The organism is Mammaliicoccus sp. Q-M61 (genome assembly GCF_022386055.1).
Lineage (GTDB): Bacteria > Bacillota > Bacilli > Staphylococcales > Staphylococcaceae > Mammaliicoccus > Mammaliicoccus sciuri_A.
The window spans coordinates 540,362-554,749 of the sequence record NZ_JAJNJL010000001.1; the positions used below are offsets into that span (position 1 = coordinate 540,362).

The following is a 14,388-nucleotide window of genomic DNA, read 5'->3' on the forward strand; positions in this document are numbered from 1 at the left end:
TAAACTTTCAAACAATACACGAATTCTAGAAACTATTTTATTTATCATTGTTAATTCTGTAATTTCGCTTATAATATAAAAGTATGAGAAAGTTTGATAAGGAGGACTTCTATTGTTAAATAAAGCATGGTTTCGTACAGGAATAGCTATTCTCCTTACGTTTCTAATTATTAAAATATTTATGGAAATCAATGAAATATTTTATCCGATTATCATTATCGTAAAATCCATATTACTACCATTATTATTAGGTGGATTCTTATTCTATATTTGTTTACCTTTTCAGAAGATGTTAGAAAAAAGGAAAGTACCAAGATGGGGAAGTATTTCGATTATCATCGTTGCATTAATACTAATTGTTGTATTATTTATCTCTATCATTGCACCTGTATTAACAAATCAAATTAATAATTTAATTAAGAACATTCCATATATACAACGTGAAATTCAGCATGTTGTTGATTATGCATTACAACAAAGAGATCGATTACCAGATAATATATCACAAAAGATTAATGATTCAATCGAAAGTATAAGCGGTATCGTAACAGATATGTTAACCAACTTATTTAGTTATATTTCATCATTTGTTTCAACAATGTTCTTATTAATCTTAGTGCCTTTCTTCTTAATATATATGTTAAAAGATCACGAAAGATTTATACCGTTTATTGCGAGACCTTTCAAAGGACGTACGAAATGGTTTGTCGTGAATTTAAGTAAAGACATTAATCAAACTTTACAATCTTATATACAAGGTCAAGTTACAGTCAGCGTTATATTAGGCGTCTTATTGTACCTTGGTTATACTTTTGTAGGATTAGATTATGCATTACTTTTAGCATTATTAGCATTGATTACCAATATGATTCCATTCTTAGGACCATGGTTAGCATTTATACCAGCAGCAACAATCGCGCTCATACAAGATCCTATGATGCTCGTTTGGGTAAGTATTATCACTTTAATTTGTCAGCAACTTGAAGGTAACGTCATTACACCAAACATTATGGGTAAATCATTAAATATTCACCCACTTACAATCATTACAGTAATATTAGCTGCAGGTAATTTAGGTGGATTCGTAGCTATCTTAATAGCCGTACCTACTTACGCAGTACTTAAGACAATCGTTCGAAATGTATACACACATAGACAATCTATTAGTTCAAGTGCGAACCGTACAGTTGAAGACGATCCAATACATGATAATAACTTAAAATAAACAAAAAAACTGAAACCAATGCGGTTTCAGTTTTTTATTTGGTGTGGAAGATGTTATTTTGGGCGGCCTTAGTTACAATTCCCTAGACTTTTGTTACTATGGGCGGCCTTAGTTACACTTCGGCCAAGTTTTGTTACTATGGCCGCTCTTATTTACACTTCCCCATCTTTTTGTTACTACATATACAAAAAAACCAACAAAATCATAGATTTTGTTGGTTCTCTTAATTATCTTACAACGTGATAACCTGAGTCTACGTGAATATTCTCACCTGTTACACCGCTTGAGTAGTCACTTAATAGATAAGCTGCTGTTTTACCTACTTCTATAATATCTACATTACGTTTCAATGGTGAGCGTTCTTCAATTTCTTTAAGAATTGCATTGAATCCACCTACACCTTTTGCACTTAATGTACGGATTGGACCTGCAGAGATTGCATTTACTCGAATGTTATCTTCGCCTAAGTCACGTGCTAAATATTTAACGTTTGCTTCTAAGCTTGCTTTAGCCACACCCATTACATTATAGTTAGGAACTGCAAATTCTCCACCTAAATAAGTAGTTGCAACGATGCTTCCACCTTCTGGCATTAATTTTTTAGCTTCTCTTGCAACGATAGTTAATGAATAAGAACTAATGTCTTGTGCTAATAAGAATCCTTCACGAGATGTATCTGTAAATCTTCCTCTTAAGTCTTCCATGTTAGCAAAAGCGATTGAATGGTAAACACCATCAATATGACCAAATTTTTCTCCAATTTGTTCAAAAGCATTTACAACATGATCGTCTTTTTGAACATCACACTCATAGATGTGTTGTCCTTTTTGATTTTTTAATTCTTCAAATAATTTAACAAGTTGATCTTTACTACGTTCTTTTCTGTATGTGAATACTAAGTTAGCACCTAGTTCGTCTAACACTTTAGCTACACCAAAGCCAATACTTCTTTTGTTCGCAATACCCATGATTACATATGTTTTACCTTCTAAATTAAACATTCACTATACTCCTTTAATATGTATATTATACTAAACATTCACTCGTTATAATAACACTGGTCAGACCACCTGACAAGCATTATACTTTTATTTTATATTGAATAAAAAGTAAAAATGAGGTCTATTATACAACCTCATTTTTACAAAGTTTATTAAATAAATTCCATATCTTGTTTTAATTGTGAAACATATTCTTTAGATCCTGTCACAATCAACTTATCTCCGTATTGTAATTCAGTATCACCATGAGGTACGATTGAATCTTTTCCTCTAATAATACGTACGAAGATTACGTCCCCAGCAAATGGGAATGATCTTAACAGAACATTATGGTAGCTGTGGTTCTTCATCTCTATTTCATATAGAGAAGTTTCCACGTTACTTAATAAGTTCAGCATGTTTGGAGATTCAATTAATCCTTTAAGTAAAATTTTATTACTTAAGAAACTACTAAAGAATTCAATATTCTTACCTTCAAATGCTTCATCTTCACTACCATTTTCTTGCTTACAAATAATTCTTTTAACGCCATGATCATGTGCCATTAAAGCGACTTGTTTATTGATATGATCATCGTTTGCAGAACATACAATGATATCTGAATCAAATAAACCTAATTCTACAAGTTCCTCTTCAATATAATCATCCAGCTCATATGTTTTAATGCTTTCATCTAACTTTCTATTATCTGAAAGGTCTTTTCTAAAGAACATTGAAGTTTGATAAATGTGAGAATGAATACTTTGAGCAACTGGAATTGATAATTGGTTCTTACCAATAAAGCTCACTTTTACAATTCTCTTAGTTTCTTCAGGCATTGGGAACATCTTCTTAAATACAATCGGTACAAAGACACATGTGATAACCGCACTTAGAATAAGTATGCCAGATATTTCTGAACTGATTGTTCCAAGTTGTTCAGCGATTTTTGCTGCTGCGATTACAAGTGACAATGTTGACGTTAATAAGAATGCCGAAGATATTGTCGTTTTACGGTCATACCATTTACCTATAAATGCTACTGGAATTAACTTAGAAATTAAAAAGGCAATAAACAGTAAAGGTATGATAATTAATAATCCTGGCTCTTGCACTAGTGATGGTATGTTTAAATTCACACCTACCATAATGAAGAATATTGGAATAAAGAAACCATATCCAAATGAGTCTAATTTCTCTACCATATCTTGGTCAGGTCCTAATAACGATACGATAACACCTGCTAAGAAGGCACCTAATATATTTTCAGCACCTACACCTTCAGCTAAACCAACAAGTAGAATAATAAGTGCAAATACAGCACGAATACCTATTTGTGTAGTACCTGAAGTTAATTTTTTTAAGAATGGTGATTTTTTAAATAAACCACCCATAATATAAAAGATAAAACTAAAGACGATTAGAATACCTATAAGCCATAATGGTGAATCACCTTTAGCATTTATTGTTCCGTAAACTGTTAACAGTAACATTGTTGCTAAATCTGCTACAACTGCAACTAACAAGATAAATTGTCCGATGCTTGTATGCATAATATTCATTTCTTTTATTGTTGGTACAACTACACCTAAACTAATTGTTGAAATGATGATGACCATCAATAATACGTCGTCTATTAAACCAGTCCATTTGAATATAAAGGCTAATAAAATAGATAAAACCATAATTAATGAAAATACGACAGCCGTTAAATATAAATTACTTGGAATATTATTTCCTTCTTGTTCATCAGAAGTTTGTTTCGTCTTAAACGCGTTAAAATCAATTTCTAAACCACTTAAGAACATTAAAAATATAAAACCTAACGTCGACAAGATAGATAACCATGCATCTTCTTTTACTAATCCAAATAAAGAGTCACCTATGATTATCCCCATTATGATTTCAGCAACGACAACAGGTAAGAAAGAAATTTTCAACCTATTTACAAGTATAGGTGTTAAAAATGCAGCAATAACAACAATAACGAGAGATGTAAAACTAGAATGCTCCATATTATTCTCCTTATATTAGATAAGACATAAATGCTGTTGCTAAACCAAAGTAGATCAACATACTGACAATGTCGTTTATTGTCGTAATGAATGGTCCACTTGCAACTGCAGGGTCAATATTCATTTTATTCATAAACATCGGTATAATTGCACCCATTAATGTACCAACAGTCATCGCGATTGTTAAACTAACTGAAACGATGAGTGCCAATACAGGTTCGCGATATAATAAGACAATTATAATAAATAAACTTATTGCACAGAAGAAACCAGTCAGTAATCCTGAACCTGATTCACGAAGTGCGAGCTTAAATTTGCTTTGTTCATTTATTTCACCTGTTGAAATATTACGTACAGATACGGCAAGAGATTGTGTACCTGAGTTACCACTCATACCACTAATGATCGGTATAAACGCTGCAAGAAGTGCAACTTGTGAAAGTGTATCTTCAAATTGTCCTAATATGGATGCTGTAATCATACCTAAAACCGTTAATATTAATAACCAAGGTAAACGTTTCATAGCTGTTTGGAAGACTGAATCATTTGTAGAGTCGATGTCAGATACACCGGCTAATTTAGAGTAGTCTTCACTTGCTTCTTCATCCATAACGTCCAAGATATCATCGATTGTAATGATACCAAGTAAATGATCTTGATAGTCTATTACAGGTAACGCTATCAAGTCATAATCACGCATTGTTTGTGCTACGTCTTCTTGGTCATCAGCTACATTAGAACTGATAACACGTTCACTCATAATTTCTTCAATATATGCATCATTTTCAGCAACGATTAAGTCTCTTAATGAGATAACACCTGCTAACTTTTTATTTTCGTCAACAACGAAAATAACGTATATTGTTTCCGCTTCAGGTGCTTGTTCTTTAACGTAGAACATCGCTTCTTTAACAGACATTGTTGAATATACTGAAATAAACTCAGTGGTCATAATACCACCGGCAGTGTCTTCTTCATAGTGAAGTAATGCTTTAATTTCTCTAGCATCTTCACGATTCATGAGTGTGAGTAAAGTGGCTATTTTACTTTTAGATAATACATTCAAAATATCAACTGCGTTATCGTATGACATGTCACTTAACATTTGACTTGCATAATTAGCATTCATATTTTGAAAAATTTCTTCGTATTCTTCATCATCTAACTCAGTCGTTTCAAAGAAGTCAGCTACTTCTAACGGAGAAAGGAATTGATATATTTTTTGTTTGAGCTCATTATCACATATTTCAAAGTATTCACCTTGATCATATGTATGCATATTTAAAAATTCTTCTCTAAATTGGTCTATTTCATCATTTGCTAATAGTTCGTCTAACTTTTCTTTATCAAAAGCTTCGTCTTCGATGTAATTTTCATTATTTTCATTAACCAACTTTGCCACCTCCTCATAAAAATACAATTTATTATATCATACCTACACCGCTTAGGTTATAGTGCATTTCATCTACAATATGCAATTGTTTCAAAGTAATGGGATGTATAAATTCTATATGATAGCACTGGAGTAATTGATGCTCATATTGACCATCTTCAAATCCATATAAACTATCCCCTATAATTGGGTATCCAATATGTGCGAGATGCACTCTTATTTGATGTGTTCTACCTGTAAACAACTGTAATTTAAGCATGCTATTTTCAGCATCACCATCTAAATATTCATATTCTGTATGTGCAAACTTACCTTCTTCAGAAACTTCTCTTTCTATAATAGAATGTTTAGCACGTGCGATCGGCGCTTTAATAACACCTTGTTTCGGTTCAACAACGCCATGTACAAGTGCAACATAGTATTTACTAATTGTCGTATTTGAAACCATGTGATGTAATAATTGATGCTTCGCAAATATAACTATACCACTTGTACCGCGATCTAAACGTGTCACAATATGTGGAATCGTGCGTTCACCATTCATTATCATATGACTTAACACCGCTTCAACTAAACTATGATGAGGATGTTCTCTAGAAGGCGCAGTATTCATCATGGCAGGTTTAGAAACGATAATAAACCATTCATCTTCAAACAAAATTTTTAAATCAAATGTAAAGGGTTCTAAATTATGACTAGGAGTTTCATTTGGTAAATGAACATCAATTTCATCACCTTCATGAATTTCTTTTCTAACGGTAGCGTGTTTTTTGTTCACTAATAAAGCGCCATTCTGCTTAATGGCGCTTAAACTCTTTTTAGAAATGCCTTTATCATATAAGAATGTCTTCAAAGTCATTGAAGAAGTTGCTCTATATTGTAATACTTTCATATTTAATCCTCATTTGAAATAAATGAATCATGTACTCTTTTCCAGAAAGGAAATGGTCTAAATCTCGCAAAGCGGACTTTTTCATTTGCTACTCTATATTGAATCGATTCAATATTTTTATGTTTAACATTTACATGATCAATTGTAACTTGTAATGTATCGTTATTTACAGGATGTATATGACAAACGTGATGTTTAGGTAGTACAAGCGGAGAACCGACTGTTCTAAAGACACGGTTATTAATAGAAGCTATTTCAGCTATTTGCATAGCTTCTAGTGATGGATGTATAAGTGCCCCACCTAAAGCTTTATTATAAGCTGTTGAGCCAGATGGTGTTGATACACATAAACCATCGCCTCTAAATCTTTCAAACTGCTCGCCTCTTAATACTAAATCTACGACTAATGTTGCACCATTATCTGTTTTAATTGTCGCTTCATTTAAAGCTAAATATCTCGTTTCATATCCGCCTTTTTTGTAACGAATAATCACTTCTAATAATGGATATTCTATCACTTGATAAGTTGAATTATTAATTTCGATAATGAGTTTTTCAACTTCATGTGGCAACCAATCAGCATAGAAACCTAAATGCCCAGTATGTACACCTACGAAACTGACATCACCTAACATATGACTATATTGGTGAAATGCTTGTAATAAAGTACCATCTCCACCAACAGAAATTACGATATCGGGTGATTCTTTGTCTTCAACCATATTAAAGTCATTCATATGATTTTTCATCTTATACATTAAAGCATTCGATTTTGAATCACCTTTTGATAATATATTATATTTCAAAGCATTCACCCCTAATCGTGTTTATGTTTATTACTTTTCTGTCTGGAATAATATTTCTGTGCTTCTTGAATTTCTTCACGTATTTCAGACATTTCTTCATCTAATAAAAATGCTGCCTCAGCTGCTCTCTCTAATCTATTTCTTATTTCAGGAGGATAATCACCATCGTACTTATATCTTAAAGTGTGTTCAATCGTCGCCCAGAAATTCATCGCTAATGTTCTAATTTGAATTTCTGCCAAAATATTTGTTTGACCATGTAACGTTTCAATTGGATAACTAATAATGACATGATACGAGCGATATCCACTTTCTTTTGTATATTCGATATAATTTCGTTCTTCTACAACTTCAAAATCTTGTCGTTGTCTTAATAGTTCTACAACGATATCTATATCATCAACAAACTGACACATCATTCTTAAACCTGCAATATCATACATTTCCTCTCTTAATCGATCAAAAGGAATGTTACGTTGATTTGCTTTATCTATAATACTTGAGATAGGTTTAACACGACCTGTAACAAACTCAATTGGCGAAGGTTTATCTGAAGATTCATATTGTTTACGTAACCCCTTCAATTTAATCTTTAATTCGTCAATTGCTTGTTTATATGGTGCCAAAAATTCTTCCCATTGATTCATAACCATCACTCCGCTTTGTTTAATTCAAATGCTTCCTCTACCGAAGCTACAAACGCTTTACCATAGTTGTGATTATCTGCGATGTTATCTAATAAAAATTCCATTTCTTCTTTAAATGAAGTTAATACTAAATGATCGTTGACGATGACCTCTTTGTCGAAGTGTTCATGAATCATTGACCATGTTTCCTCTACAAATAATAAATAATGGTATTGTTCACCGCTATCAAGCATATATACAAATGCATGATTATCGCTATCTACAATCATATGCTCTGCTGGTTCTAATCCCTCAGTTGGTTGGTCTGTATAACATTTGATTTGATTATCATTTATTTTAATTTCATTTACATAAATACGCATTGTTGTTCCTCCTTATTCCAATCTATTTTAACACATTTTAATTTAAACATTCATATCATCAAGTCAATTTTGTATAATTACTTGTTTATCCGTAAATCTTCTATAATAATAGTGTAAAAGGAAGTGTATATCAAAATGGGACAAGAACTCGAAATTGAATTCAAGAATATGCTCACGCTTGAAGATTATGAATTAATCAAACAATATTATTTTAAACAAAGTGAGCCTTTTAAACAAACAAATTACTATATAGATACACATAATCATGATATTATGTCACAAAAAATGGCACTACGAATACGTGAAAAGAATCAAAATTATGAAATGACTTTAAAAGTCCCACAAGAAGTTGGTCTTCTAGAATATAACGAAATAGTTGAGGATGTTCCTAAACAAGGTGAACGATTAGACAAACAATATCTTCCAGAAAACATTACTGATATATTAAATAAGTTCAATATTCCACTGAATGACCTGCGACAACTTGGTGATTTAACGACTTATAGATTAGAAAAAGATATAGGCACTGGACTTTTAGTATTAGATCATAGTATTTATTTAGGTATTGAAGATTACGAATTAGAATTCGAAGTTAAAGACTATGCTAAAGGCGAAATAGCTTTTAATAAAATTTTGAATGACATGAATATAGAAAGAAATATTCCAAATAATAAAGTGGTACGCTTTTTCAATGCAGATCGCAAAAGAACATGAATTTACTTTCGTTACAAGTCGAAATACTTTCAAAAATTTAAGAACATGTTATATTAATATTATCGATAATGAAATAAGCAAGAAAAGGTGAAATTATGACCCCATATGAAGTAATCGACCCCCAAGATTTGTACGACATGATTGATCACTTTTATTATCTCGTAGAACGCGATAATCGTATTAATCATCTTTTCCCTGGTGACTTTGCAGAAACGAGTCGTAAACAGAAACAGTTTTTAACTCAGTTTTTGGGTGGTCCAGCATTATATACAGAAGAACATGGTCATCCGATGTTACGACAACGTCATTTACCTTTCAGAATTACGAATAAAGAAAGAGATGCTTGGCTAGAGAATATGCTTGAAGCCCTTACCCAATCTCGATTAAATAAAGATATACAAGAATATTTATATGAAAGACTCAAGCTAACTGCAAACCACATGGTTAACGCTTAATATAGTTGAAGGTGGATAATATGGCCGAAGAATTAAGACTAATCCATGCTAATGAACAAAATAATATAGATTTAACACCTGTAAGCAAAATCGAAATTTATTCATTTTTCGATCCATTTTGCGAAGATTGTTTTAATCTATCAGCTACATTAGCAAAGTTAAAAATTGAATATCAAAAATATGTTAAAATTCGTCAGATTTTGAACCCATCTCTAAAAGTTTTGACTAAATGTCAGGCTCAAAGCACATGTGAATTTGATAATGTAGCTTTAGCATTTAAAGCAGCAGAATTACAAGGACATAATAGAGCGAGCAGATTTCTAAACTTAATTCAGAATGAAATTATACCTCATGAAAAAATCATTACAACTGAGTTAATTAGAAAATGTGCGTACAAATCTGGAATTGATTTATCTGTTTTTATTAAAGACTTAAAAGAGCAGTCATTGACTGAAAGTTTACAAACAGATTTGCACATTGCACGTGAAATGGATATCAATATGACACCATCACTTGTGTTCTTTAATGAAGATGTACATTCTGAAGGACTTAAAGTAGAAGGTTTATACCCATATCATATTTATACGTATATCATTCAAGAACTTATTGGAACTGAAGTTGAGAAACAACTTCCTCCAAAATTACTCGACTATATACAGTCGCAATCCATTATTTCTGAACAAGAAATTGCGACAATATATGAATGGCCAGAGAAAATCGTCAAACGCGAATTAAAAAAATTACAACTCCAAAATTATATAGAACAACAAGATTCTGTACACGGAGATTTTTGGAAATTCAAGAAAAGTAAATAATAAGTATAGGATCTGTATCCTTATTTAAATTAAATAACATCTCATTTCACTTGTTTATTCAGTTAGAAATGAGATGTTATTTTTTATGTTTTAGAATAAAGTTGCAATATAAAAAAACAGCAGTCATTCATCATTAAAGATGAATAGCTGCTGTTTAAATTTGGACATTTATGCCCTACTCAATTTTTAGCATGAACATTAGGTTTCATACTTTATGGTTAAATATACGTTCTTATAACTTATACTTACCATTTAATAGATAACTTTTGGGATGTTAACTATGAATGAACAAACAAATAAATAAAAAACACCGTGTCTGATTACACGGTGCTTAAACAAAGGGGATGGGAGAAATTTTTCACTTCAAACAAAGGGGTATGTTTGTTATGTGATTAATTTCATGTATGTAATATAACATGGTCTGTACACTAAATTCAACAAAAAACATCGGTTTTTTTAATTTGTCACACAGTTGTCATATTGGAAACGTCTACATACATTTATTTCTCTTTTACAAGCTTTTCAAAGGCATTTAGTTTCTGTTCAAATACTTCCATTGCCTCTTCTATTGGTTGTTTAGATGTCATATCTACACCAGCTTTTTTCAATACTTCGATCGGATAATCTGAGCTACCTGCTTTTAAGAATTCATTAATATATCTCTCAACTGCTGGTTCGCCTTCTTCTAATATTTGTTTGCTCAATGCTTGTGCCGCACTATAACCTGTAGCATATTGATAAACATAGAAATTATAATAGAAATGAGGAATACGTGACCATTCTTTGGCAATGTTCTCATCTGTCACAACAGCATCTCCGAAATATTTTTTATTAAGTTCTGCATACTCAGAGTTTAAACGATCTGCAGTTAATGGTTCACCATCTTCTACAATTTTATGAATAAGATATTCAAATTCAGCGAACATTGTCTGTCTAAATAATGTTGCTCTAAATCTTTCTAACTCTTGGTTTAATAAATATTTACGCTTTTCAGGATCTTCTAAGTTCTTATCCATATATTCACTTAATAACGCTTCATTAGTTGTTGAAGCAACTTCTGCTACAAAGATTGAATAATCACTTTCATTTGATTGTTGATGTTTTCTACTGAAATAACTATGTGCAGAATGTCCAAATTCATGAATTAACGTAAATAAATCAGAAATAGAGTCTGTCCAGTTAAGTAAAATAAATGGATTTGTTAAGTGGGCGCCTGAAGAATAACCACCAGAGCGTTTACCTTTATTCTCATAAACGTCTACCCATCTATTATTTAAACCTTCTTCAACTACATCTGTGTACGTTGGACCCATAGGTTGTAACGCTTTAACCATCCAGTCTTTAGCTTCTTCATATGGCATTTCAAATGAAGAGTTTTTAACAAGAGGTGTATACATATCATACATATGCATTTCATCTAAACCGAGTAACTCTTTTCTTAAAGCTGTATAACGATGTAACAATGGTAAATACTTATGTACAGTCGCAATTAAATTATCGTATACTTCTTCTGGAATAAAGTTATTTGATAATGCTTGTTCACGTGCTGAGTTGTACTTGCGAACTTTTGAACTAAATATGGCAGTCTTAACTTTCCCACTTAACGTTGCTGTTAATGTATTGTTATGACTTCCATAAGCTTCATATACATTATCGTAAGCAGATTTTCTTAACACACGATCTTCAGATTCTAGTAATTTAGTATATGTACCTTGTGTCAGTTCGTGTTCATTACCATCTTTATCAACTGCAGGTTTAAATGTTAAGTCAGCATTATTGAACATACCAAATACATTGCTAGGTGTTTGTAATGCTTCCCCTGCTTCAGCTAAAATCTTTTCCTCTTTATCACTTAATATATGAGGTCTTTTCTTATTAAGTTTCTCAATATCAAATTGATATCTTTTTAAATCATCGTTTGATTCAACAAATTCATTTAATGTTGCTTCATCGATAGACATTAATTCAGGTAAAATAAAGCTCCATGCACTCGCAAATTTATTAGCAAGTGTTGCTGCCTTCGCTTCATATCCAGCGTATTTATCATTTGCTGTGTCTTGATCATGTTTCAAATGAGCATAAACATAAACTTTACCTAGTTTCTCATCAATTTCACTATCAAGTAATAACGCTTTATACAATGTTTCTGCACTATCTTTCAAGTGACCTTTGAATTGTTCTTCTTTACCTAAATAGCCTTCTAACTCTTTAAAAGCTTCTTCATATGCTTCGTCAGAAGAAAAGATAGTTGTTAAGTCCCATGTATATTGTTCTTGTTGTTCTTCCCTTGTAATTAACTTCGCCATCTTAATAGCCTCCTTAATATTTCATATTTATAATTTTCTCATTAATTAGTCCATTTTGCACGTGAAATAGCCTTTCGTTTTACAATTGAAATATATGAGTAAAAGGCGTTTAAAAGGATTTCTTTCTTAGAGTAATGACAATCATAAAATGATCTAAATTCTATGAACTGATAAAATTTTTCAAAAGTAAATGTCTTATTTTTCATTTCTAAAAATAAGTATGATTGCCATGTTATACAATGTGTTAAAAAATATATTTGTTCAGGTACAATAATGCCAATAATCGGTTGTCTCTTCTTATGTATTAAGCGTGCATTATATAATAACGATAGCGTCGGTTCTAATACATTCTTCTGTTTCCTACATTTAGTTAAATATTCTTGATAAGCTCTATCCGTTAACGCTAAATTCGGTATTTGCTTTAAAGGGTAATCTTCTAATAAATGCTCCCATTGAATTTCACATCTATAACCGATAAATCTATGTTTATCAATTGATTGTAAACATTCATATCTTATTAACAGTCGCTCATCAGGATTATAAGTTATAAGTGTTCTTTCTCTATGATTAATGAGTGCTGCTTCGAAATAACTGAGAGTTAATATTCCATTCTGATATTTAATTTCTTTACCTATCCAAATTACTTTCATATCCATTACTCGAAATCCTTCGCTTCTATCCATTAATAAATCAAAGCTAATAGGTGAATATTGAAATTCGACAACGGTATTGTTATTAATCAGTATGTCAGGTATTTGTTCTATCTCTGAAATATAATATTCCATATCTATGTTAACTTTCCCATTTAAGCATGCATAAATATGATGTTTAGAAGATATGTGATCAAGAGATTCTTTCTTATAACTATTTCTTAAACAATAACTATCTACTTTATGAGCAAAGTGCGCAACAGTATGTTTCCCTTTCTTGATAACAAGTTCAGATAAACAATCCGGGCACCTATATATTTCATTTGCCTTAGCGTGTTGTGCATATATTAACTGATTATGTTGATTAAGTCCCATTAACATAAAAAAACACCTCTTTAATATATAAAACGTAAAGAGGTGCTAAAATTACTTATTTAATTTTTAGGTTCAAAATATCTTCTCACTTGACCCATAACATTATAACTCATGACAACTTTCGCATAATCATCTAGATATAATTTAGACACTTGAGTTGGATTTGCATATTCAAGTAATTGTCCGTAGAAGTCATTAATAATGTCTTCACTATCTATTTGATCAAATTGTACATAATAATAATATTTGTTATCTAACATGTATAATAAGTCTGTAAATACAATATCTTTATGTTCATTATAATGTGCATATTCAATAATATCTTCTAACTCTTCGAATCTTACAAGTAAGCCTATGTCTTTAGGGACAAAATGCTTTTCAGCTTCTTTCTCTTCATTCAAGAGATCTCCGATATTCTGATCAGAATCGAGTGCTTGAGATAAGAAATCATTGACTTGATACTCTAATTGTTCATTAGATTCTTCGTCAGTCATATTTAACAGTTCGTCACCTTTAGATTTAGAAACGGTTACTTCAACACCCTTTTCAAATGCATGCACTTGGATCCACAATGGTCCTTCAACGACAAATTCTTCCTCATCATTGATTTCATCCATCATAGACCAGAAAAATTCTTCGCCACGTTTACGATTTGTCCATAAATCTTCACGTTTGAAACCTCTTGCTTCGATATCTTGATAAGTTATAAATAATTTTACCGTTGTTTCATCAATTCGTTCTATTCTCATAATG

The 14,388-nt window shown here is 31.5% G+C and carries 14 protein-coding genes; 4 read left to right on the plus strand and 10 right to left on the minus strand.

Annotation, left to right across the window (positions count from 1 at the left end):
- The first annotated feature begins 112 nt into the window (after positions 1-112).
- On the plus strand, positions 113-1,225 hold the full coding sequence (locus tag LQ677_RS02565) for an AI-2E family transporter (protein ID WP_037588889.1): 1,113 nt from the start codon (positions 113-115) through the stop codon (positions 1,223-1,225).
- Between the two features lie 227 nt (positions 1,226-1,452).
- Here the strand turns inward: LQ677_RS02565 and fabI are convergent, their stop codons facing one another.
- The 7 genes from fabI to LQ677_RS02600 all read right to left on the minus strand — a co-directional run bounded on the left by fabI (position 1,453) and on the right by LQ677_RS02600 (position 8,320).
- On the minus strand, positions 1,453-2,226 hold the full coding sequence (fabI, locus tag LQ677_RS02570; protein WP_037588888.1) for an enoyl-ACP reductase FabI: 774 nt from the start codon (positions 2,224-2,226) through the stop codon (positions 1,453-1,455).
- Positions 2,227-2,378: 152 nt separating this feature from the next.
- Positions 2,379-4,220 (minus strand): cation:proton antiporter family protein, encoded by a 1,842-nt coding sequence (locus LQ677_RS02575; protein ID WP_037588887.1) that lies wholly within the window; start codon positions 4,218-4,220, stop codon positions 2,379-2,381.
- A gap of 10 nt (positions 4,221-4,230) precedes the next feature.
- The gene (gene mgtE, locus LQ677_RS02580) at positions 4,231-5,613 is read right to left on the minus strand and encodes a magnesium transporter (RefSeq protein WP_025905662.1); all 1,383 of its coding nucleotides are present in this window, start codon (positions 5,611-5,613) and stop codon (positions 4,231-4,233) included.
- A gap of 31 nt (positions 5,614-5,644) precedes the next feature.
- Entirely contained in the window at positions 5,645-6,505 is an 861-nt protein-coding gene (locus LQ677_RS02585) for an RluA family pseudouridine synthase (RefSeq protein WP_239748066.1), read from the minus strand.
- A gap of 2 nt (positions 6,506-6,507) precedes the next feature.
- On the minus strand, positions 6,508-7,311 hold the full coding sequence (locus LQ677_RS02590; RefSeq protein WP_025905664.1) for an NAD kinase: 804 nt from the start codon (positions 7,309-7,311) through the stop codon (positions 6,508-6,510).
- A gap of 11 nt (positions 7,312-7,322) precedes the next feature.
- Positions 7,323-7,958 (minus strand): GTP diphosphokinase, encoded by a 636-nt coding sequence (gene yjbM, locus LQ677_RS02595; protein WP_037588886.1) that lies wholly within the window; start codon positions 7,956-7,958, stop codon positions 7,323-7,325.
- Positions 7,959-7,963: 5 nt separating this feature from the next.
- Positions 7,964-8,320: a UPF0738 family protein gene (locus tag LQ677_RS02600; protein ID WP_025905666.1), complete on the minus strand. Its 357-nt coding sequence runs from the start codon at positions 8,318-8,320 to the stop codon at positions 7,964-7,966.
- A 135-nt stretch (positions 8,321-8,455) separates the two neighbouring features.
- Here LQ677_RS02600 and LQ677_RS02605 point away from each other — a divergent pair, with 135 nt between their 5' ends.
- The 3 genes from LQ677_RS02605 (at position 8,456) to LQ677_RS02615 (ending at position 10,304) form a co-directional block, all read left to right on the plus strand.
- Positions 8,456-9,034 carry a CYTH domain-containing protein gene (locus LQ677_RS02605; RefSeq protein ID WP_239748067.1) on the plus strand — a complete coding sequence of 193 codons (579 nt, stop codon included), beginning with the start codon at positions 8,456-8,458 and terminating at the stop codon, positions 9,032-9,034.
- 95 nt (positions 9,035-9,129) lie between these two features.
- Positions 9,130-9,489 carry a globin domain-containing protein gene (locus LQ677_RS02610; RefSeq protein WP_049319860.1) on the plus strand — a complete coding sequence of 120 codons (360 nt, stop codon included), beginning with the start codon at positions 9,130-9,132 and terminating at the stop codon, positions 9,487-9,489.
- Between the two features lie 20 nt (positions 9,490-9,509).
- Positions 9,510-10,304, plus strand: coding sequence for a DsbA family protein (locus LQ677_RS02615; RefSeq protein ID WP_025905669.1), 795 nt, complete (start codon positions 9,510-9,512; stop codon positions 10,302-10,304).
- A gap of 500 nt (positions 10,305-10,804) precedes the next feature.
- Here the strand turns inward: LQ677_RS02615 and pepF are convergent, their stop codons facing one another.
- The 3 genes from pepF to mecA are packed head-to-tail and all read right to left on the minus strand — an operon-like array spanning position 10,805 to position 14,384.
- Positions 10,805-12,610 (minus strand): oligoendopeptidase F, encoded by a 1,806-nt coding sequence (pepF, locus tag LQ677_RS02620; protein WP_239748068.1) that lies wholly within the window; start codon positions 12,608-12,610, stop codon positions 10,805-10,807.
- Positions 12,611-12,651: 41 nt separating this feature from the next.
- Positions 12,652-13,641 carry a competence protein CoiA gene (locus LQ677_RS02625; RefSeq protein ID WP_239748069.1) on the minus strand — a complete coding sequence of 330 codons (990 nt, stop codon included), beginning with the start codon at positions 13,639-13,641 and terminating at the stop codon, positions 12,652-12,654.
- Between the two features lie 53 nt (positions 13,642-13,694).
- Entirely contained in the window at positions 13,695-14,384 is a 690-nt protein-coding gene (gene mecA / locus LQ677_RS02630) for an adaptor protein MecA (RefSeq protein WP_025905672.1), read from the minus strand.
- Between the last annotated feature and the right edge of the window lie 4 nt (positions 14,385-14,388).

Coding starts and splice junctions, on each gene's coding strand:
- fabI (WP_037588888.1), bottom strand. CDS start 2,226: ATGTTTAATTTAGAAGGTAAAACATATGTAATCATGGGTATTGCGAAC.
- LQ677_RS02575 (WP_037588887.1), bottom strand. CDS start 4,220: ATGGAGCATTCTAGTTTTACATCTCTCGTTATTGTTGTTATTGCTGCA.
- LQ677_RS02585 (WP_239748066.1), bottom strand. CDS start 6,505: ATGAAAGTATTACAATATAGAGCAACTTCTTCAATGACTTTGAAGACA.
- yjbM (WP_037588886.1), bottom strand. CDS start 7,958: ATGAATCAATGGGAAGAATTTTTGGCACCATATAAACAAGCAATTGAC.
- LQ677_RS02600 (WP_025905666.1), bottom strand. CDS start 8,320: ATGCGTATTTATGTAAATGAAATTAAAATAAATGATAATCAAATCAAA.
- LQ677_RS02605 (WP_239748067.1), top strand. CDS start 8,456: ATGGGACAAGAACTCGAAATTGAATTCAAGAATATGCTCACGCTTGAA.
- LQ677_RS02610 (WP_049319860.1), top strand. CDS start 9,130: ATGACCCCATATGAAGTAATCGACCCCCAAGATTTGTACGACATGATT.
- LQ677_RS02615 (WP_025905669.1), top strand. CDS start 9,510: ATGGCCGAAGAATTAAGACTAATCCATGCTAATGAACAAAATAATATA.
- pepF (WP_239748068.1), bottom strand. CDS start 12,610: ATGGCGAAGTTAATTACAAGGGAAGAACAACAAGAACAATATACATGG.
- LQ677_RS02625 (WP_239748069.1), bottom strand. CDS start 13,641: ATGTTAATGGGACTTAATCAACATAATCAGTTAATATATGCACAACAC.
- mecA (WP_025905672.1), bottom strand. CDS start 14,384: ATGAGAATAGAACGAATTGATGAAACAACGGTAAAATTATTTATAACT.